The organism is Gemmatimonadales bacterium (assembly GCA_036265815.1).
GTDB lineage: Bacteria > Gemmatimonadota > Gemmatimonadetes > Gemmatimonadales > GWC2-71-9 > CAVVWJ01.
The window spans coordinates 24,534-43,495 of the sequence record DATAOI010000082.1 but is presented as its reverse complement, the minus strand read 5'-3'; the positions used below and the strand labels follow the sequence as shown (position 1 = coordinate 43,495).

Below are 18,962 nucleotides of genomic sequence, written 5' to 3'. Positions count from 1 at the left end.
GGCCATCCTCTTAGCGCCCGCACAAATCTTCGTTCCACTGGCCGCTCACAGAAGGCCGCGCCTTAGCGGAGTGCCGCAGCCTTCGGCCTGTCGGCTGCATTTGCGGGTTAGGCACCGAGCCCGCGCGGACCTTGTCCCTTCAGGTCCTCGCTGTCACAGCGAAGGCAGTCGAGGTCGCTCCCGACCATGGCCGCACGCCCCTCCGGCGTCAGCACCCAGGGCCGCACCTGCCACGGTGGCTCATGTCGGACGTGCAGGGTATGGCCGCACTCGAGCTCCGCCACCCAGTGGCCTTCAGCGTCCTCCCGGAATCCCACGATTTGCCGCCGCATGCGTTCTCCGGCGCGACCTTCCTGCGAGTGTGTCTAACGACTGGCGCATCAGCTGCAGGCCCCCAAGGTCGCGCCCGCAGAAACCTACGGTCCTTAGCGCGTTCCAGGAGGGTGCCGCCCGCACGGGACTTCGCGCCGCTGCGGCCTGTCGGCTGCATGCGCGGGTTAGGCAGCGAGCCGCTTGGACTTACTCTTCAGCCTGCCACGTCACCAGCGCCACCCGCCACTTCGCTCCCTCTCGGCGCAGGATCCATAGATGGGTACCGCGCCCCACCCTCTCCTGCCCACCCGTGCGGTAGCGAGTCTCATAGCGGCTGGTCTTGAAGGCCAGTTCCCCGCTGTGTTCCACGCACAGGTCGCTAGCGCGGATGTCCAGCAAGTCCACGTGCGTAGCCTGAAGCAGGTCCCGCGCTGCCTCCCGACCCTCCAGGGCGATGCGTCCCGGCACGAGCCAACGCACATCATCGGTGCACAGGCAAAGGACCCCTTCGATGTCCCCGCGGAGCTCTGCGGCGATCCAGGCATCCTGCACCTGTCGAATCGCCTCGAAGGCAGCGTCGTTGTGGGTCACGACCCTCGAGTGCGTCATCGGGTCTTCTCGCGGCCTAACTAATCAATGGACCTACATCCCTTGCCGGTCATCAGGCACTAACATCACCGACCGCAGTCTATTCCGCCATTCCTGCATCCACATTCATCCCCCAGGCGGTCCGCCGGGCTTCGGACCCCCCGGCCTCCCCGGTTCAGGACATGCGTGTAGATCATCGTGGTCGACACATCCGGGTGCCCCAAGAGCTCCTGAACCGTCCGGATGTCGTACCCGGCCTCGAGGAGATGGGTTGCGAAGGAGTGTCGCAGAGTATGGCAGCTCGCCCGTTTCCCGATCCCGCTCGCCCGGACCGCTGCGGTCATGGCCCGCTGCACGACCGACCCATGGAGGTGGTGCCGCCGAACGCGACCGCTCTCCGGATCGGCCGGTGCCAGTAGATCCTCGACGGCGCTGTCCCTCATGCGGTCCGGTTAGGTTAGAGCTCATGCGTTCGCGGGCGTCGGACGGGACTCGTGCCCGGATCTACTCGGTGGTGCGCCGCATTCCCCGGGGCCGGGTGGCAACCTACGGCCAGGTCGCCGAGCTGGCCGGCCTGTCCGGCCACGCGCGCCAGGTGGGCTACGCCCTCCACGCCTTGCCGCCCGGCTCCCGGGTCCCATGGCATCGGGTGATCAATGCCGCCGGCGGGGTGAGTCTCCGTGCCGCGCCCGGCGACGAGGTCACCCAGCGACAGTTGCTGGAGAGCGAGGGCATCGTCTTCGACGCACGCGGGCGGGTGCCGCTCGCCCGGGTGCGCTGGCGTCCGGCAGCCCCCAAGCGAGAGATCGCCTAGCCGCTCCTCGACTTGCCAAACCCCCGATTCGGGTGAATATGTGGCGCCGGAGGAAGAGTTCGCCTTGCTGATCGAGGCCGGCAGGGAGCTCAAGCGCTGATCGAGGATCGATGCGGAACCTGTTGATCGCCGACCGGCGCCCGAGTGGCTCGGGCGTCATCGGTGTGATGGAGCCGGCCAAGGGCGAACCGTTCGAAGAGGTCGCCGCGGCTGGTCCGGCCGAGCTCGAAGCGGCCATCACCGCCGCCAAAGCGGCGTTTCCCGGGTGGGCCGCCCGAACCGCGGTGGCCCGAGCCGAGATCCTGTTCCGGTTCTCCGACCTGGTGCGCGCCCACGCCGAGGAGCTCGCGGTGCTGGAGGCGCGCAACGTCGGCAAGCCCATCGGCGACGCCCGCTGGGAAGCCAATCACGTCGCCGACACGCTGCGCTACTACGCCGGCGCGGCCGACAAGCACGTCGGCGAGACCATCCCGGTCAAGAAGGGTGGGATCGACATCACCCTGCGCGTGCCGCTCGGGGTGGTGGGATTGATCGTGCCGTGGAACTTCCCCATGGTGATCGCCACCTGGAAGGTGGCCCCGGCCCTGGCCTGCGGGAACACGGTCGTGCTCAAGCCCGCGAGCCTCACCCCGCTCACCGCCCTGCGCCTGGGGGAGCTCGCGCTCGAGGCGGGTGTGCCGCCCGGCGTGCTCAACGTGCTCCCGGGTCCGGGTGCCGCGATCGGAGCAGCGCTGTCGTCGCATCCCGACGTCGCGAAGATCGGCTTTACCGGCGAGACCGCGACCGGTCGCGCCATCATGGCCGCGGCCGCCCAGACCATCAAGCGCGTGTCGCTGGAGCTGGGGGGTAAATCACCCTGTATCGTGTTCGGTGATGCAGACGTCGCACAGGCCGCGGGCGAGGCGGCCGCATCGGTGTTCGCCAACGCGGGGCAGGACTGCTGCGCCCGCTCGCGCACCATCGTGGAGCGCTCCATCTATCCGCAATTCGTGGAGGCGATGCGCGCGGCGGCCGATGGTACCGTGGTGGGCAATCCGCTCGCCGAAGAGACCCAGATGGGGCCGGTCATCTCCGCCGGCCAGCGCGATGTCACCGAGCGGTACCTCGCCCTGGGAAAGCAGGAGGGCGCGCGGCTGGTGACCGGCGGCCAGCGGATCGAGGGGCCGGGATACTTCCTCCAGCCCGCCGTGTTCGCCGACGCGCGCCCCGGGATGCGAATCGTGGACGAGGAGATCTTCGGCCCCGTCGCCAGCGTCATCCCGTTCGACACCGAGGCGGAGGCGGTCGCCATCGCCAACGGGTCGATCTACGGATTGTCGGGCTCGCTCTGGACCAACGATCTGAAGCGCGGACTCCGGGTGGCTGCCGCGGTGCAGACCGGAGTGCTGTCGGTCAACTCTTCGTCCAGCGTGCACCTCCAGGCTCCCTTCGGCGGGTTCAAACAGTCGGGGCTCGGGCGCGAGCTCGGCATGCACGCGCTCGACCACTACTCCGAGATCAAGAACATCTACTTCGAGACCTCCCCATGAAGACCGTCGGCCTCGCCGAGCTCGGGCGCATGGTCGAGCAGGGCGCCATCGATACCGTGCTCGCCGTGTTCCCGGACCAGCAGGGGCGGCTCACGGGCAAGCGCTACACCGGCCGCACCTACCTTGCCGCCGCGCACGAGGGCTGGGAAGGATGCGACTACCTGCTCGGCTGCGACATCGAGAACGAGCCGCTGCCGGGGTACGCCCTGTTCTCTTGGGAGCTCGGGTACGGAGACTTCATGGTCCGACCCGATCATTCGACCATCGCCGTGATCCCCTGGCTCGACAAAACGGCCCTGGTGCTGGGCGACGTCGAAGGGAAGGACCACAAGCCGCTGCCGGTGGCCCCGCGCCAGGTGCTGCAGGCACAGGTACGGCGGGCGGCGGATCTCGGGCTCACCATTCGGCTGGCCTCCGAGCTCGAGTTCTATGTCTTCAACGACACCTACGAGCAGGCCTTCGACAAGGGGTACCGCGTGCTCGATCCCGTCGGCCGGTACATCCAGGACTACCACATCTTCCAGACCACCAAGGAAGAGCCGCTCATGCAGGCGCTGCGGCGTCACATGGACGCCCTCGGCCTGGAGGTCGAGAGCTCCAAGGGAGAGTGGGGGCCGGGGCAGGAGGAGCTGAATCTGGCGCATCAGGAGCCGGTGCTCATGGCCGACCACCACGTCCTGTTCAAGCACGGGATCAAGGAAGTGGCCGCCATGATGGGCAAGTCCATCACCTTCATGGCCAAGTGGAATGCCGCCCTGGCAGGGAGCTCCTTCCATCTGCACAGCTCTCTCTGGGACACGCAGACCGGTGAGCCGGTGGGTTACGCCAAGGCCGGACCGGCCCACATGTCGGAGCGGCTGCAGCAATGGGTCGCCGGACAGCTCGCCTGCGGGCGGGACTTCAGCGTGTTCTACGCGCCCTACGTGAACAGCTATCGTCGCTACATGGCGGGAACCTTCGCGCCCACGCGACTGGTGGCAGGCGTGGACAACCGCACCTGCGGTCTCCGCATCCTGGGCCACTCGCCCAAGGCCATTCGGGTGGAGAACCGCTGCCCCGGCGCCGACGCCAATCCCTACCTCGCCTTCGCGGCCACCATCGCGGCCGGTATCCACGGGATCACGCACGGCCTCACGTTCGAGGGCCTCTACACCGGCGACGCCTACCGCGACCCCGCAGTGCGCGAGGTGCCGAAGTCGCTGTACGAGGCCGTCCGCCTGCTGGACGACTCCGCGATCGCGCGGGAGGCGTTCGGGGACGTCGTCGTGGACCACTACGTGAACACCGCCCGTCAGGAGCAGATGGTGTACGACCGGCGGGTCACCGATATCGACCTGCTGCGGAACTTCGAGCGCGCGTGAGGCCAATGGGACGTCTGGATGGAAAAGTCGCCGTCATCACCGGCTCCGGAGCAGGACTCGGCGCTGAAGCCGCCCGCCTGTTTGCCGCGGAAGGGGCGGCCGTTGTCGTCAACGACGTGAACCCGGCGGCGGGTGAAGCGGTGGCAGGGGAGATCAGAGCCGCGGGCGGCAAGGCCCGGTTCCTCCCGGGCGACGTACGCTCGACGACCGATGTCGAGCGACTCTACGCCGAATCCGCGCGTGCGTTCGGGAAGGTCACTGTGCTGTACAACAACGCCGGCGTTTCCCCGGGCGAGGACGACGGCGTGGTGAATACCAGCGACGCCACCTGGGATCTGGTGCTCGACGTCAATGTGAAAGGGGTGGCGCGATGCTGCCGGGCAGGCATTCCCTACCTTCTGGAAGCAGGCGGCGGGTCCATTATCAACGTCGCGAGCTTCGTGGCGACGCTGGGTGCCGCCACGCCTCAGATCGCGTACACGGCCTCTAAAGGCGCGGTGCTGGCGATGACGCGAGAGATCGCCATCATCCACGCGCGCCAGAATATCCGGGCCAACGCGTTGTCCCCCGGCCCGGTGCGCACCGCCCTCCTGGAGAAGTTCCTCTCGACCGAGGAAAAGCGGCAGCGGCGCCTGGTGCACATCCCCATGGGCCGGTTCGGCGAGGCCCGTGAGATCGCGCAGGCGGCGCTGTTCCTCGCCTCGGACGAGTCGTCCTTCATCACGGGGGCGGATTTCCGGGTCGATGGGGGAATCACCGCGGCCTATGTCACTCCGGAAGGGTCAGGCCACCATCCCTGACGCCGAGCGGCTCGCGCCATGATCGTCCACGTACTGGGCGTCCCCATGGACCTCGGGTCCGGGCGTCGCGGTGTGGACATGGGGCCGTCCGCCATTCGCATCGCCGGCATCGATGGTGCCCTCCGGGAGCTCGGCCACAAGGTGGTCGACGAGGGGGACATCCCCATCAAGAACATGGAGCAGCTCAGGGTGGGGGACGTGCGGGCCCGGTATCTGCCGGAGATCACCCGGGTCTCCGCCCTGGTCTGCCGCCACGTCGACCGCATCATGGGCAAGGGGCACTTCCCCCTGGTGCTCGGCGGCGACCATTCCATCGCCGCCGGGACGATCTCCGGTATCGCCGCCTACGCCAGGCGAAAGAGAAAAAAGCTCGGCGTGCTGTGGATCGATGCCCACGGCGACATCAACACTCCGCAGTCCTCCCCCTCCGGCAACATCCACGGGATGCCCCTGGCCGCCCTGCTCGGCTTCGGTCCTCGGCAGCTCACCGCGATCGGCGGGGCGGGTCCCAAGGTGGCCCCCGAGAACGTCGCGCTGGTGGGGATCCGGAGCCTCGACGCCGGAGAGAAGAGCCGGCTCAAACAGACCGGCGTGCAGGTCCATACCATGTCGGACATCGATCGGCACGGGATCCATCGAGTGATGACCAGGGCCCTGGCCCGGGTGACCGACGGGACCGACCTGCTGCACGTGAGCTTCGATCTGGACGCGGTCGACCCGACCCTGGCGCCGGGGGTCGGGACCCCGGTCAAGGGCGGACTCGACTACCGCGAGGCCCACGTCATCATGGAGCTGCTCCATGACTCGGGTGTCATGACCTCGCTGGAGATGGTCGAGGTCAACCCGATCCTGGACCAGGGAAACACGTCGGCGCTGTTCGCGGTGGAGCTGGTGCAGTCGGCGTTCGGAAAGAAGATCCTCTGACCGGCCCGGTCACATCTCCTGCGGCGGCTCCCAGCTGTCGAGGACCATCCGGACCAGCCGGGTGAGCAGGTAGGGTGGAAACGGCTTCTGCAGGAAGGGCGAGCGCGGATCCAGCAGCCCGCGCTGGATGTTCTCGTGCCGGTTCCGCGCCGAGGTGAAGATCACCGGCCGGTGCGGGTGCAGCATGCCCAGCGCGATGCCCAGGTGATAGTCGTCGGCCTCTGGGCTCGCCAGGTCGGCCAGCAGTAGGTCTACCCGCATGCCCCGCTCCAAGCACCATTGCGCTTCCACCCCCCCGCTCGCCGAAACGACCTCGTAACCCTCTCCTCGCAGGATCCGGCAGACATCGCTCCGCAATGACTCGGTGTCGTCCACCACGAGGATTCTCTCACGAGACCCGGGCATCGGTGCTCCATGGTTGTGACGTGGACGGTACCAGGGGAGGGGTGTGACCGTGGAAATCGCCGCACAACACGGGCCAGTGAGATTCCCGAGGGAAGCTTGGTATGCGGTGGGAGGATGATTCCGGTGAATCGCCTGTCGGTCTGCACAACGCGAGTGCATGTATGTGATCCATCACGGCGTGACTTCAATCACGGTTGCGGTCCATCGACGCGTCTAGGTTCTCGCGCGAGGTGCCGAGGTCATCTGTTGATCTCGACTGCGATTGGTGTAACCCGAGCAGAAAGAAGGAGTGGTAGTATGAATCGCGACGACTACACCTACGGGAGCCGAGGACAAGGCGGCTCGTTCCGAAAACCCGGTGAGCGGGAAGAGCAGTGGCAGGGTGGTGGCCAGGCTTACGGTGACTATCAAGGTGGTTATGGCCAAGGCAGTTACGGGCCGCCTGGCTACGGGTATCAGGGTGGGCAGCACTGGAGCCCGGGTCAGACGGGGTTCCAGGGCTTCCAGGGTGGTGGGTACGGCCAGGGCGGCTATGGCCAAGGGCAGTACGGGCAGGGTGGCTACGGCTCGCAGGGTCGCGAATTCGGCCGGAGTTACGAGGGCCAGAGCGGCATCGGTGGCACCTACTCGGGTCAGCAAGGGAGCTATCAGCGCGGCTCTCACGTTGGCAGGGGGCCCAAGGGATATAAGCGCTCTGATGAGCGGATCCGCGAGGACGTCAACGAAGAGTTGACCCGGAGTCCCGACGTCGACGCGTCCGACGTCGAGGTTCGGGTGGAGAACAGCGAAGTCACGCTCACCGGCATGGTCGAGGATCGGCACGCCAAGCGGCTCGCCGAAGACCTCGCCGAGCGCGTCTCGGGCGTCATCGACGTCCACAACCAGCTTCGGGTTCGGCAGGGGATCGGCCAGAAGATCTCGGACCTGATCAGCGGCGAGAGCTCGGAGGAGCAGCGCGGCTCAAAGAGCGAGCGCGAGGCCGGGGAGTCTCGTACCCGCGCAGGCCGCTCCACCACCTAAGGCTTCGGATCGGACACGATGGGCTCGATCAGATCCGCGGTCGCGCCGGCGTCGGGAACGCCCCGATAGCGCACCCGGAGCTGGGTGCCTTGGTCCCGCCAACGCTCGAGCTCGCGCAGGCTCGCCCGGCCTCGCCGGACCACGAAGAGATAGCCCCGCCCCTCCCGGTCGATCAGCCGGATCCGATCGTCCTGCGCGATGGTGAGCTTGCCCCGCACCTCGTCCGTCATTCGTGGTCTCGTGGCGGGAGGCGCGCGGTGTGGCGCCAGGTATCGTCCGGAGTACGGGCGGAGCGGTAGCCTTCGTAGGTGGTGAGGTACCGGAGCCCCAGACTCCCGGCCAGCGCCAGGGCGGCGGAGGCGAGTCCCGCCTTGCGGCGGCGCGTCTTGCCGCGATGCTCGGTCATGGCGAGCGCCAGCGGCGCCGCCATGCCCGCGGCGAGCATGAGACCGCGGGCCGGCCGGAGTACGCCTGGCTCGTGGTGGGCTGACACCAGTCGGTGTGCCTCCCGCTCGCTCACGATAGTGAGCGCCAGCTCACTCGCCAGTGCCGCCCGTTCCGCTCGCGCCAGCCGCCGCCGGGTACGTCGCCGTACCCCACCAGCGAGCTCCACGGCGGCGGAGACGGCGGCCGCGCCGCTGGAGACCGCGGACGAAAGGAACAGCGGCCCCAGCAGCCTGGCTCGGCGCGCCCAACTCGGCGTATTGGTGGCGCCGAGCAGCACGCCGGTGTATCCGCCCACGAAGAGCGCCGGCGGCAGTCCGAGGGCGTGGAGCACCCGCCCGGGCGCTCCCCGAGACATCCTCGAGAGCATTGGCCAGTTCCCCAGCCATCCGTCCTCCGCCACCTGGAGCAGGGCGGCCGCGCCGGCCAGGCCTCCGTACAGTGTGAGGCCCCATGCTCCCAGACTCATCGTCGACCGGCGCCGGAACACCCGGAGCATGTTGAGGAATCGGTCCGGCCGCCCCAGGTCCGCGATGAGCAGCGCCGTCCCGCCGAGCAGGCTTCCCAGCGCGACATACCGGGCCGCGCGAATGACGCGACGGTCCCGGCCGCCGGCAAGATCCTCCGCGGCAGTCATCAGCCATGCGCCGCCCGAGATCCCGCCCAGCCAGAAATAGATCGGGATGTACCACTCCCAGGTCGCGCCTTTGACCGGAGGTGCCGGCTGAGAGCCCTGGTCTTCCAGGTGCAGCGTGCCCCCGCGTCGGTGCGCCGAGGGAGAGGCGCGGCCCTCCCGTTGGGCCATCGGAATCGGCCCGGCGATCGGGAGCCGGCTCACCGGTTGCCATCCCGGAACGCAAGGAACGTCGATGCCGTGAGCGCCAGTGCCGCGGCCGTGAGCGCGAGGAGTCCCCCGCCGATGCTGGAGGACGGCCGCTTCGGAGCCGGCGGCAGATTGTACACCTCCGGCCGGTCGATCAGCAGGAAGAAGCAGTTGAGCCCGGAGATCGCGCTGGTGTCGCACTCTTCCTCCAACGGCCCGCCGGAGCCGTAGAGGTAGCCCGGGATGCCGCGCTCGCGCAGCTGCTCGGCCCGCTCGCGTGCTCGCTCCAGCAGCTCGTCGACCGGGCCGAACTGGATCGAGTCCGTGGGACAGGCCTTGGCGCAGGCCGGCTCCATGCCATCCTTGAGCCGGTCATAGCAGAGTGTGCACTTATGCGCCTTGCCGTCGCGCTCGCGATCGACCTGGACCACCCCGAACGGGCAGGCGGGCACGCAGTATCCGCAACCGTTGCAGACATCCTGCTGCACGTACACCGTGTCGAACTCGGTGCGGACGATGGAGCCCGTGGGGCACGCCTCGAGGCAAGGCGCGTCGACGCAGTGCTTGCAGACGTCGGAGAGAAAGATCCATCGCTGCCCAGGCTGGGCCCACTGCTCACCTTCGGGCAGCGCTCCAGGCCGGACCTCGGGCGCCTCCAGCCCCGCGAATCGCTCCCGGTCGAACTGTTCGATGAAGGTGACGTGACGCCAAGTCGTAGCCGAGAGCTGGCGGGTGTTGTCGTAACTGGCTCCGGAGAAGTGGATGTCATCGGCGGGGAGCTGGTTCCACTGCTTGCAGGCCACCTCGCAGGCCTTGCACCCGATGCAGAGCGTGGTGTCGGTGAAGAAGCCGTAGGCTCGGCCGGGCGTGATCTGGGTTCCTGCCGTCTGCCGGGCCTGATCGGCAAGTGTGTCGCCGTGTTGATCCCAGGCGGCCACATCGTGCTGGACTCCCGCGGCCGGGTTGCTCATGAACGCGCCCGGCCGCGGCGGATGTTGCAGGTGAGCGCCTTGAACTCGGGGATCGACACGTTCGGCTCCGCCACCAGAGCCACCAGGTCGTTGGCCGAGCTGCCTTGAACCAGGCCTTCGTAGCCGAAATGCCAGGGGAAACCGACCTGGTGGATCGTCTCTCCTTCCACCTCCAGCGGCCGCAGGCGCCGGGTGATCAGTGCCCGGGCTTCCGCCTCTCCACGCGCGGTGACCACCGTGAGCCAGTCACCCTGGGTGATCCCATGCTCCGTCGCGAGCTCGGGGCTCAGCTCCACGAATGCCTCCGGCTGCAGCTCGGCGAGCCAACTGTTGAACCGGGTCATGGTCCCGGCCGTGTGATGCTCCGTCAGCCGGTAGGTGGTGAGCACGTAGGGAAACGCCGGGTCCCCGACCTTGTGGTAGCGGTTGCCCGGGATGTCCCAGTGCTTGGTCTGCGGGTTCTGCCGCTGCCGGGGATAGAGCGCGTTCTCGACCGGCGTCTCCCATGGCTCGTAGTGGGTCGGCAGCGGCCCGTCCTTCATGCCGTTGGGGAAGAAGAGCCAGGCCCGGCCATCCGGCTTCATCAGGAACGGAGCGTCGCCCGGAAGCGCCGCCAGGCCGCCGGCCGGCAGGTCGCCCCGGTCGCCCGGCGGCTTATTGGGATCGAAGTCCGGCATGTCGCTCCCAGTCCACTCGTTCTTGGCCGGGTCCCACCAGAGGTATTTCTTCCGCTCCGACCAGGGCCGGCCCTCCGGATCGGCCGACGCCCGGTTGTAGAGCAGGCGAACGTTGCCCGGCCAGGCGAACCCCCATCCCGGCGAGACGTAGTCGTCCGCTTCCCGCGCGCGGGCTCGGTTGCTGTCGGTACAGACGCCGAGGTAGATCCAGCAGCCGCAGGCGGTAGAGCCGTCGCTCTTGAGATCGACCCTGGACGTGAGCTGGCGCCTGCCCTCCCAGGTCGGCGCCCAGGTGTAGCCGTTGATCTCCCGCAGGACATACTCGATGATCGGCTCCTGGTGCGGCCCCTCCGTCGGGTAGTCCCACGTGAGCGCCTGGACGGGCCGGTCCTTCGGCTCGGTCGAGCCGGCGTACGACCGCTTGAGCCGGAGTGCCAGGTGGTGAATGAACCACGCATCGGACCGGGCATCGCCGGGGGCCTCGACGGCCTTGTCGTGCCACTGGACCAAGCGGTGGGTGTTGGTGAAGCTCCCATCCTTTTCCACCACGCTCGCCGCCGGCAGCACGAACACCTCCGTGCCGATATCCTCTGGCCGCGTTTCCCCCGCGCGAGCTTCCGGTGAATCGCGCCAGAAGGTGGCGCTCTCCATCAGGAAGAGGTCGCGCACCACCAGCCACTTGAGCTTGCCCATGGCGGCTCGGTGGAAGCTCGCGTTGGGGCCGCCGACCGCCGGGTTCTGTCCCATGAGGAAGAGCCCCTCGATACCTCCGCCGTGCATGTCGACGAACATCGGGAGGTGGGAGCAGTCACGGTCGATCCGGGGCAGGAACTGGTATCCGAATTCGTTCTCCGGTGTCGCCGCGTCTCCGAAATAAGCCTTGAGCAGCGAGACCATGTATTCGCGAACGTATGCCCAGAGTCCGGTGGCTCCGCCCTCGTTCCAGACATAGCTGTCCAGGTCGGCATCGATGCCAAGGTGAGTGGGCATGTGCAGGTAGCCGGGCAGCAGGTCGTACAGTGTGGGGATGTCCGTCGACCCCTGGATGGTGGCGTGCCCCCGGAGCGGCTGAATCCCGCCTCCCGGCCGCCCGATGTTGCCCAGCAGGAGCTGGAGGATAGCTGAGCACGCGATGATCTGGGGTCCGTTGGTATGCTGGGTCCAGCCCAACGCATACGCCACCGCCGAGGTCCGCTCCCGGCCAGAGTTCCGCAGCAGCGCCTCCGCCGTGGCCGCCACCTGCTCCGGCGGGCAGCCGCAGACGCGGGCCACCATCTCCGGGGTGTACCGCTCGAAGTGCCGCTTGAGCAGCTGCAGCACGCAGCGCGGGTGCTCCAGCGTCTCGTCTTGCGGCGGTGGGTCGCCGATGGTTCGGCCGGCATGGAGACCCCACGATTGGGTGGTCTTCATCCGGCACACCTCCTCCTGTTGGTCGGCGAGATTGATCACCCGCTGGAGACCCTTGTACTGCCAGGTATCCGGGCAGTAGTGGTCCTTCTGCCAGCCCGAGAACATCCCGCCCAGCTCCTCGACGTCCTGGAACTCGCTCTCGATGAGCGTCGCCGCGTTGGTGTAGTGGCGCACGTACTGCTTGAAGAAGGGATCGGTGTTCCACGGCTCGCTGGCCAGGATGTAGCGTATCAGCCCGCCGAGGAAGGCGATATCGCTGCCCGCGCGGATCTGGACGTACTTGGTGGCACAGGCCGACGTCCGGCTGAAGCGCGGATCGACGTGGATCACCTCGGCGCCCTTCTCCCGCGCCAGCATCACGAAGCGGAACCCCACCGGATGACACTCGGCGAAGTTCGAGCCCATGATCAGCAGGCAGTCGCTATTCTCGAGGTCCCGGAGAAACGTGCTGGCGCCGCCGCGCCCCAACGGTGTCCCCAGACCGGGGACTGTGGAGGAGTGTCATATTCGAGCCTGGTTCTCGACCGCTACCACTCCGGTGCCGACGCACAGCTTCTTGATGAGGTAGTTCTCCTCGTTGTCCAGCGCCGCCCCGCCGAGGAAGGCGACCCCGGCGGTGTGCCGCAGCGGCTGCCCCTTCTCGTCCTGATCGCGCCAGGTGCGTTCCCGGCTCTCGCGGAACCGCTGCTCGATCCGCTCCATGGCCCAGTCGAGGTCCACCGACTCCCACTCGGTACCGTAAGGCCGCCGATAGAGCACCCTGGTCAGCCGGTTGGGATTGACGGTGTACTGGAAGGTGCCCGCGCCCTTGGGACAGAGCGCGCCGTGGTTGATGGGGCTGGCCGGGTTTCCCTCGATGTCCACCACCTGGCCCTCCCGCACGTGCACCAGGGTACTGCAGCCCACGGCACAATAGGGGCAGATGCTGGTCACCGCCGTGGTCCCCTGGAGACGCGAATGGAGTCCGCGCGTCCGGTCGCTCACGGCGGCATCGCCGTCCGCACCTCTCAACTGTCGGGCTACCGGCCAGCGCTGGACCGCCTCGCGAACCCGGCCCAACAGTCTGCGTGTCATCCTGATTCCTCCCGATACCGTGCGCGCCTGTGCGCCGATCCGCGGCTCCCAGAATGCAGCCCACCTGCGGTTCTGATTGTGTCGCGGGTCACACTCGCCGGCGGACCTGGATCGGCGCGGCCGGCACCGCGAATGCCGAACATGGAGAGTGAGCATGGCCTGTCACCCCCACCGGGAGCGACGTATGCGGATCGTTCTGCTGTCCCTGCTTGTCTTAGGGTCCGCCCTGGGCGGAGCCCGCGCGGTCGACGCGCAGGCCGCGCCCACGCTTCCGAGCGACACGCTGCAGGCCAACTATGCACCACGGAGCCGATCCGGTCCCACGCCGGAGCTTGCCCCGACCCTCCCGAGCGACACGCTGCAGGCGACACCGCCGAGCGCCCCCGATTCCGCGCCGCCGGCTATGCGAGAAGAGACCTCGCCGCCCGCGACGCCTCCAACCCCGGACTCGGCTCATCCCACCCAGGTGCCGGACTGGGCGCCCTGGCTGCTGGTCCCGCCCGAGCCGCCGACCCCGGGCCCTATTTCGGTGCAGGCGTGAGCGACTTGAGGTAGCGAAGCATCTCGGAGGTGCGCTCGAACACCCGGACGTCCGATGCGGCGAGTGCCCGGTCGCGCGGCTCGAGCTTGAGATCGAGGTGGGGCCAGCGACGGTTCTCCAGATGCAGCGCCTGGGGCGGAGCTCCGACCCGTTTGCGGAACGTCTCGAGCTCCTGCACGTCGCCGGTGGTCGAGAGGACGTGCGACCAGCCGCGCGCGACATAGTTCTCCCGGTCCATCACGATCACCCGGCGGCGCCTCCCCAGGAATGAGATCACCAACGTCCGTGATGGAATGTACCGTGTGCCGATCTTAAGCATCCCTTCGACGAGGGTACCACCATGAGCGATCCCAACGCCTTCGACCGCGTCTCCCCCGCTGAATCCGCCAACTGGCAGGCCTCCTGGGAGACCGAGGACAACTACTGGTTCGAGAACTTCAGCAGCCGGCCCTATGCCATCGGGCCCGACTACTACGATCGCTTCCGTCCCGCGTATCGCTACGGCTTTGAGGCGGGGGTCCACGGCCTGGGCCGCCGGTGGGACGAGGCCGAGCCCGACCTGCGGGCGGGCTGGGAGCGCTACGAGCACCGGGGTGAGGCGCCGTCGGTGTGGGAGGAGATCAAGGACGCGGTGCGCGACGCCTGGGATCGGGTCACCGGCGGCTCCACCGCTCAGGCCGAAAGCCGGCGGCCGCAGATCCGGGAATAGCCGTATCTTTAAGCCATGGCCGATTCAATTCGCGATCTCTTCTTCGGCGCGCCCGCCCGTGACCTGGTCGAGGCGCTCGTCCCCCGGCGAACGTTCGACGACGTCGTGCTCCCGGCGACCACCCTTCGGGCGCTCAACAACGCGCTCGCCCTGGTCCGAAAGCACGATCTGATCTTCCGCCAGTGGGGACTCGCCGAGCGGCACACCACTGGCCTGGGTCTCGCCTTCCATTTCGCGGGGCCGCCCGGCACCGGAAAGACCGTTTGCGCGGAGGCGCTGGCCAATACGCTGGAAAAGAAGCTGCTGGTGGTGCGCTACGCGGAGCTCGAGTCCCGCTGGGTGGGACAGACCGCCAAGCACGTCGCGGCGGTGTTTCGTGCCGCCGACCGGCAGGACGCAGTGCTCTTCTTCGACGAGGCGGACGCCATCGCCGGCCGGCGCTTCACCAGTCTCGCGGCCGCCTACGAGCGCGAGGCCAACGCCGTGGTGAACGTGCTCCTGCACGAGCTGGAGAGCTTTCCCGGCGTGGTCATCTTCGCCACCAACCTGGCCGCCAACATGGACCCGGCGTTCGAGCGCCGGATCCGCACCCACATCCTGTTCGAGATGCCCAATCTGGAGGAGCGCGAGCGGATCTGGCGGGTGCAACTGCACGCCCGAAAGACCCCCTTGGCCGATGACGTCGATTTCCACGCCCTGGCGGAGTCCTATCCCCGGAGCGGCGGCGACATCAAGAATGCCGTACTCAAGGCCGCCCAGCTCGCCACCACCGAGCCCGGCCCGGACGCGGGCAAGCGGATCCACCAGCGCCACTTCGTTCAGGGTATGGATGAGGTCATCGCCAGCCAGGCGGTGATGCAGCAGTCGCTGTTCGAGGATGCGGGCGCGCCGCCGGTGCCCGGCGTCCTCGAGCGCATGGTGGAGGGACAGGAGGAGCTCCGGGCGGAGCTCGGTCTCCTGGCGGAGCGGCTCGAGGACATGGAGCGCCGCCAGCGCCGAGCCGTCGAGCAGCTCGGCAGCAGTCAGTCCACCGCGCTGGAGTCGATGCGGGCCACGGCGGGAGCCCGCTGGCGGACGCTCTGGTACGGGGTCGCCGCGGCGCTGGTCCTTGCCGGCAGCGGGCTGGTGCTGGCGCTCATCCGCCACGGGTCCTGAAGCGCCAGGCTACCTCTTTTTCAGCAGCACGTCCTCGCTCCGAACGTTGGGCCCCACCACCAGCACCAGCAGGCGCGACTCGTATCCCGACGCCGTGACCCTGACGTACTGGGTGCGGCAGTTGTCCACCAGCGACAGGTCGAACCGGAACCGGTACTCCCCGACTTGGTCGGTGAAGGTCACGTAGGGAGTCCCGAGCATCTGCAGGTGCGCGCCCACCAGAGGGCGGCCGTTGTCCTGCCGGTAGATCCGCCCCGTCACCACTCCGAACTGCGTCGGTCCGGCGGAATCCGCGGCCGGCGGCTGCTGCGGAATACACTTCTCGGGATGGTCCGGGAGGTATGCCTCCATCGGCCGGCTGGCGCGCGGCCCGGCGCCCGGTGCGGGACCCCGGTGCTGGCGACCGAAGATGCGTCGTGCCTCGGACTCCATCGTCGCCTCGGGCGCGTCCGGAGCGCCGCCCGGCGGCTTCTCCGCGTCGGTCGGTTCCTCGCCTTCGGTGCGCTTGGCTTCCGGCGGGGCGTTCGCGTCAGGCTCGGGCCTGGTCTGGGCCTCTTTCGGCGGCGGCGCCACGGCTTGCGGACGCGGCTGCGGGGGCGGAGTCTGCGCGGGAGGTGCGGGCGGGGGCTTCGGAGCCGGCGGCGGTGGTGTCGCTTTGGGCGGGGTGGGTGGTGGAGGCTGCAGGTACACCATCTCCACCTGGCGCTGTGGCTCGTCTCGGGCCTCCGCCTGGTCCTTCGGTGGCTCCGCCACGGGCGCACGGGAGAACCGCACGGCCAGGGCCAGCAGCAGCGCATGCACCGCCGCGCTCACCACCAGGGAGATCCAGGGTCGCTGTCGCGAAGGAAGGTCCAGCGGCTTTGGCAACCCTGCGAGTCCTCGGAAGATGAGATCTGTCAGCCGGAAGATACCACGGGGGATCGGCCGTTAGATTCCCCCGATGGATCAGAGCGCCTGGGCGCCGCACGGCGCCGCGATGCGGGCCTTCCACCAGGGCCAGCGGGACGCCGCCATCGTGGTCTACGACGACTACGAGCGCGACGAGGTCCCGGTCGCCTACTTCTTCCGCGAGCCGGCGGAGTTCCCCGCCTACGAGCGGCTCGCGCTGGAGCGCTGCCGCGGCCGGGTGCTGGATGTGGGCGCCGGCTCCGGCTGTCACAGCCTGGCGCTCCAGGCCCGGGGCCTCGAGGTCACCGCCATCGAGGCGGTGCCCGAGCTGGTCCAGATCCTCCGCGACCGGGGGGTCCGGGACGTCCGGCAGTCCACCTGGGCCGATCTCGTCGCCCGGCCCTACGACACCGTGCTGGTGCTGATGAACGGCTTCGGCCTGGCCGAGACGCTGGCGGGTCTGCCGCGATTCCTCCGAAAGATGCGGCGCCTGGTTCGGCCGGACGGACAGCTCATCGCCGATTCGACCGATGTCCGCGTGCGGATGGACCCCGAGGCAGGCCGGACCGGCTCACTGCGCCGGGCCGACGGCCGCTACATCGGCGAGCTCCACTTCCAGCTCGAGTTCGGCGGCCGGAAAGGCCCGCCGTTCGCCCAGCTCTACGTCGATCAGGAGACGCTCGGAAGGCATGCGGATGAGACAGGCTGGCAGTGCGAGATCATCAGTCCCCCGGACGAGTACGGTCACTATCTCGCTCGGCTGACCCGGCGGGTGCGGCTGCCCTAACCCGGAACGGCCTCCCCCGCCCGCCACCCCTCCGCCCGCAGCCGCTCCAGCAGACCGACCACCGCTGCTCGGTCTTCATGCACCGTGAGCAGCAGCAGATCTCCGGCACGCGCCCAGCTCAAAGCCTCGCGCACGCCGTCCAGCTCGCTGCCCGCCTGGGCGATGGCGCCGGCCGGAAAGCCCAGCTGCTGAAGCTCATCCGCCAGAATCCGGGGCACCTCGCCTGGCTGCCGGCCCCGCCGGTAGTGCTCCATCTCCTTGAGCACGATCCGGTCGGGCTCGAACGCCACGGCTGCCCTGGCCAGCCCGCTCAGGTCCGCATCGCTCCGGTCGCCCGCCTGACCCAGCAGCAGCAGGCGGCGGCGTGCCGGAAACGAGGCCGCCATCCGGACCAGCGCGGCCACACCATGCGGATTGTGGGCGAAATCGATCACCACCACTACACCACCCAGCTCCATCACGTTGGCTCGTCCCGGATTGTCCTCGGCGTTGCCCCCGAAGCGCCGCAGGACCCGCCCCATCACCTCCACCGGAACACCCAGCACCTGCGCGGCCGCCATCGCCGCGAGCGCGTTGGCGACGTTGTGTCTGGCGGCCCCGCCCTGCGCCATCGGCAGGTCCGAGATCGCCCCGACCACATACAGCGTGTCACCCGTGGCGAGCAGCAGGTCGTCGCCGGCGCACACCGCGGCGGCGCCGCCGGCCCGAATGTGCCTCAGTAACGTGGGTCGGTCGGGCTCGAGCGAGAACCAGATGACCGGCGCCTGCACAGTCGCCGCGCCGACGACCAGCACCGGATCGTCGGCGTTGAGCACCACCCCGCCTTCCGGCCCCACCGCGCGAGTCACCAGCAGCTTGGTCTCCGCCAGGGCGCCGAGGTCCTGCACCCCGAACTCGCCGAGATGGTCGCTCGCGATGTTGGTCACCACCGCCACGTCGGCCCGCTCGACCGTGAGCCCGCGACGAAGCAGTCCGCCCCGCGCGGTCTCCAGGACGGCCGCCTCCACTTCCGGCCGGCGCAGCAGCATCCGGGCACCTTCCGGCCCGGAATAGTCCCCTTGGGCGATCGTCACGCGGCCCACGGTCACCGCGTCGGTCGAGGTGGTTCCGGTGATCTGCCCGGTCTCAGCCACCATGGCCGCGAGCAGCCGCACTACGGTGGTTTTTCCGTTGGAGCCGGTGACCAGGGCAGTGGGAATCTCGTGCACCCGATCCCAATCCACCGCTCCGGGTTCCGGCAGGCGATCGAGCGGCCAGACCAGCGCGCCGGTGCCTGCGCCCACCGACACGCCCTCCTCGTCGCTCAGGAACGTGAGACCGCGGGCCCGTGCCGCGTCGCGCAGGGCGAGCAGCGCGGGACACTGCTCCTCCCGGATGGCCGCGCGGATACGATCCGCCGCTGCGACGAAGTCCGGCTCGGGGCCGCCCTGAATTTCCGCCTCTGCTGCCGCCCAGGCCCACTCGTTCACCTCGGTGGCGGCGTACAGCGCGTCAGCCGGGGCGCTCAGCGCGAGACTCGCGCCTCCGGCGAAGATCCTGGTCGCGAGCGTTTCGCCCGACCATCCGACGGCATCGAGCATGCGCCGCGCCGCCCGTCGCCAGGCAGCCAGGGCGAGGGAACGCTGCGGGTCATCCAGTTGAATTTCGAGAATGGCGCCGGGACCATCGAGGAGCAGTCCCGGTCCGGTGAGTCTGCGCGAATCGAGGAAGGTCATCGCCGGGGCGGGGAG

The 18,962-nt window shown here is 68.7% G+C and carries 20 protein-coding genes and 1 pseudogene; 10 read left to right on the top strand and 11 right to left on the bottom strand.

Annotated elements, in window-relative coordinates; all coding sequences use genetic code 11:
- Positions 1–107 precede the first annotated feature (107 nt).
- The 3 genes and pseudogenes from VHR41_16845 to VHR41_16835 form a co-directional block, all read right to left on the bottom strand.
- A complete protein-coding gene (locus VHR41_16845) occupies positions 108–332 on the bottom strand; it encodes a DUF3565 domain-containing protein (protein ID HEX3235867.1) in 225 nt (74 codons plus the stop codon).
- A 187-nt stretch (positions 333–519) separates the two neighbouring features.
- The gene (locus tag VHR41_16840; protein ID HEX3235866.1) at positions 520–921 is read right to left on the bottom strand and encodes a nuclear transport factor 2 family protein; all 402 of its coding nucleotides are present in this window, start codon (positions 919–921) and stop codon (positions 520–522) included.
- A 65-nt stretch (positions 922–986) separates the two neighbouring features.
- Positions 987–1,304 (bottom strand): annotated as a pseudogene (locus VHR41_16835) (tyrosine-type recombinase/integrase).
- Between the two features lie 62 nt (positions 1,305–1,366).
- Here VHR41_16835 and VHR41_16830 point away from each other — a divergent pair.
- The 5 genes from VHR41_16830 (at position 1,367) to rocF (ending at position 6,328) form a co-directional block, all read left to right on the top strand.
- Positions 1,367–1,714 (top strand): MGMT family protein, encoded by a 348-nt coding sequence (locus VHR41_16830; protein ID HEX3235865.1) that lies wholly within the window; start codon positions 1,367–1,369, stop codon positions 1,712–1,714.
- Between the two features lie 110 nt (positions 1,715–1,824).
- Positions 1,825–3,243: an aldehyde dehydrogenase family protein gene (locus VHR41_16825; protein HEX3235864.1), complete on the top strand. Its 1,419-nt coding sequence runs from the start codon at positions 1,825–1,827 to the stop codon at positions 3,241–3,243.
- A complete protein-coding gene (locus VHR41_16820) occupies positions 3,240–4,604 on the top strand; it encodes a glutamine synthetase family protein (GenBank protein ID HEX3235863.1) in 1,365 nt (454 codons plus the stop codon). Before VHR41_16825 ends, VHR41_16820 begins: the two co-directional genes overlap by 4 nt.
- A 5-nt stretch (positions 4,605–4,609) precedes the next feature.
- Positions 4,610–5,404 carry a glucose 1-dehydrogenase gene (locus VHR41_16815; GenBank protein HEX3235862.1) on the top strand — a complete coding sequence of 265 codons (795 nt, stop codon included), beginning with the start codon at positions 4,610–4,612 and terminating at the stop codon, positions 5,402–5,404.
- Between the two features lie 18 nt (positions 5,405–5,422).
- Positions 5,423–6,328, top strand: coding sequence for an arginase (gene rocF / locus VHR41_16810; protein ID HEX3235861.1), 906 nt, complete (start codon positions 5,423–5,425; stop codon positions 6,326–6,328).
- Between the two features lie 9 nt (positions 6,329–6,337).
- Here the strand turns inward: rocF and VHR41_16805 are convergent, their stop codons facing one another.
- Positions 6,338–6,733, bottom strand: coding sequence for a response regulator (locus VHR41_16805; protein ID HEX3235860.1), 396 nt, complete (start codon positions 6,731–6,733; stop codon positions 6,338–6,340).
- Positions 6,734–7,030: 297 nt separating this feature from the next.
- Here VHR41_16805 and VHR41_16800 point away from each other — a divergent pair, with 297 nt between their 5' ends.
- A complete protein-coding gene (locus VHR41_16800) occupies positions 7,031–7,753 on the top strand; it encodes a BON domain-containing protein (protein HEX3235859.1) in 723 nt (240 codons plus the stop codon).
- Here VHR41_16800 and VHR41_16795 read toward each other — a convergent pair.
- Genes VHR41_16795 through fdh form a run of 4 tightly spaced genes read right to left on the bottom strand, consistent with a single transcriptional unit; the run spans position 7,750 to position 13,152 of the window.
- The gene (locus VHR41_16795) at positions 7,750–7,983 is read right to left on the bottom strand and encodes a hypothetical protein (GenBank protein HEX3235858.1); all 234 of its coding nucleotides are present in this window, start codon (positions 7,981–7,983) and stop codon (positions 7,750–7,752) included. The genes VHR41_16800 and VHR41_16795 overlap by 4 nt on opposite strands.
- The gene (nrfD, locus tag VHR41_16790) at positions 7,980–9,035 is read right to left on the bottom strand and encodes an NrfD/PsrC family molybdoenzyme membrane anchor subunit (GenBank protein ID HEX3235857.1); all 1,056 of its coding nucleotides are present in this window, start codon (positions 9,033–9,035) and stop codon (positions 7,980–7,982) included. Before nrfD ends, VHR41_16795 begins: the two co-directional genes overlap by 4 nt.
- The gene (locus tag VHR41_16785) at positions 9,032–9,991 is read right to left on the bottom strand and encodes a 4Fe-4S dicluster domain-containing protein (protein HEX3235856.1); all 960 of its coding nucleotides are present in this window, start codon (positions 9,989–9,991) and stop codon (positions 9,032–9,034) included. The genes nrfD and VHR41_16785 overlap by 4 nt, the downstream gene beginning before the upstream one ends.
- Positions 9,988–13,152, bottom strand: a complete 3,165-nt coding sequence (fdh, locus tag VHR41_16780; protein HEX3235855.1) for a formate dehydrogenase — start codon at positions 13,150–13,152, stop codon at positions 9,988–9,990. Before fdh ends, VHR41_16785 begins: the two co-directional genes overlap by 4 nt.
- Positions 13,153–13,336: 184 nt before the next feature.
- Between fdh and VHR41_16775 the strand changes: the two genes are divergently transcribed.
- Positions 13,337–13,693, top strand: coding sequence for a hypothetical protein (locus VHR41_16775; protein ID HEX3235854.1), 357 nt, complete (start codon positions 13,337–13,339; stop codon positions 13,691–13,693).
- Here VHR41_16775 and VHR41_16770 read toward each other — a convergent pair.
- The gene (locus VHR41_16770; protein HEX3235853.1) at positions 13,674–13,970 is read right to left on the bottom strand and encodes a hypothetical protein; all 297 of its coding nucleotides are present in this window, start codon (positions 13,968–13,970) and stop codon (positions 13,674–13,676) included. The genes VHR41_16775 and VHR41_16770 overlap by 20 nt on opposite strands.
- 63 nt (positions 13,971–14,033) lie before the next feature.
- On the opposite strand from VHR41_16770, the gene VHR41_16765 reads away from it, so the two are divergent.
- A complete protein-coding gene (locus tag VHR41_16765; GenBank protein ID HEX3235852.1) occupies positions 14,034–14,402 on the top strand; it encodes a hypothetical protein in 369 nt (122 codons plus the stop codon).
- A gap of 15 nt (positions 14,403–14,417) precedes the next feature.
- Positions 14,418–15,557, top strand: a complete 1,140-nt coding sequence (locus VHR41_16760; GenBank protein ID HEX3235851.1) for an AAA family ATPase — start codon at positions 14,418–14,420, stop codon at positions 15,555–15,557.
- Positions 15,558–15,566: 9 nt separating this feature from the next.
- Here the strand turns inward: VHR41_16760 and VHR41_16755 are convergent, their stop codons facing one another.
- Entirely contained in the window at positions 15,567–16,424 is an 858-nt protein-coding gene (locus tag VHR41_16755; protein HEX3235850.1) for a carboxypeptidase-like regulatory domain-containing protein, read from the bottom strand.
- Between the two features lie 73 nt (positions 16,425–16,497).
- On the opposite strand from VHR41_16755, the gene VHR41_16750 reads away from it, so the two are divergent.
- Positions 16,498–17,232: a class I SAM-dependent methyltransferase gene (locus VHR41_16750; protein HEX3235849.1), complete on the top strand. Its 735-nt coding sequence runs from the start codon at positions 16,498–16,500 to the stop codon at positions 17,230–17,232.
- Here VHR41_16750 and VHR41_16745 read toward each other — a convergent pair.
- Entirely contained in the window at positions 17,229–18,947 is a 1,719-nt protein-coding gene (locus VHR41_16745; protein HEX3235848.1) for a Mur ligase family protein, read from the bottom strand. The two genes, VHR41_16750 and VHR41_16745, sit on opposite strands and share 4 nt — an antisense overlap.
- Positions 18,948–18,962 lie beyond the last annotated feature (15 nt).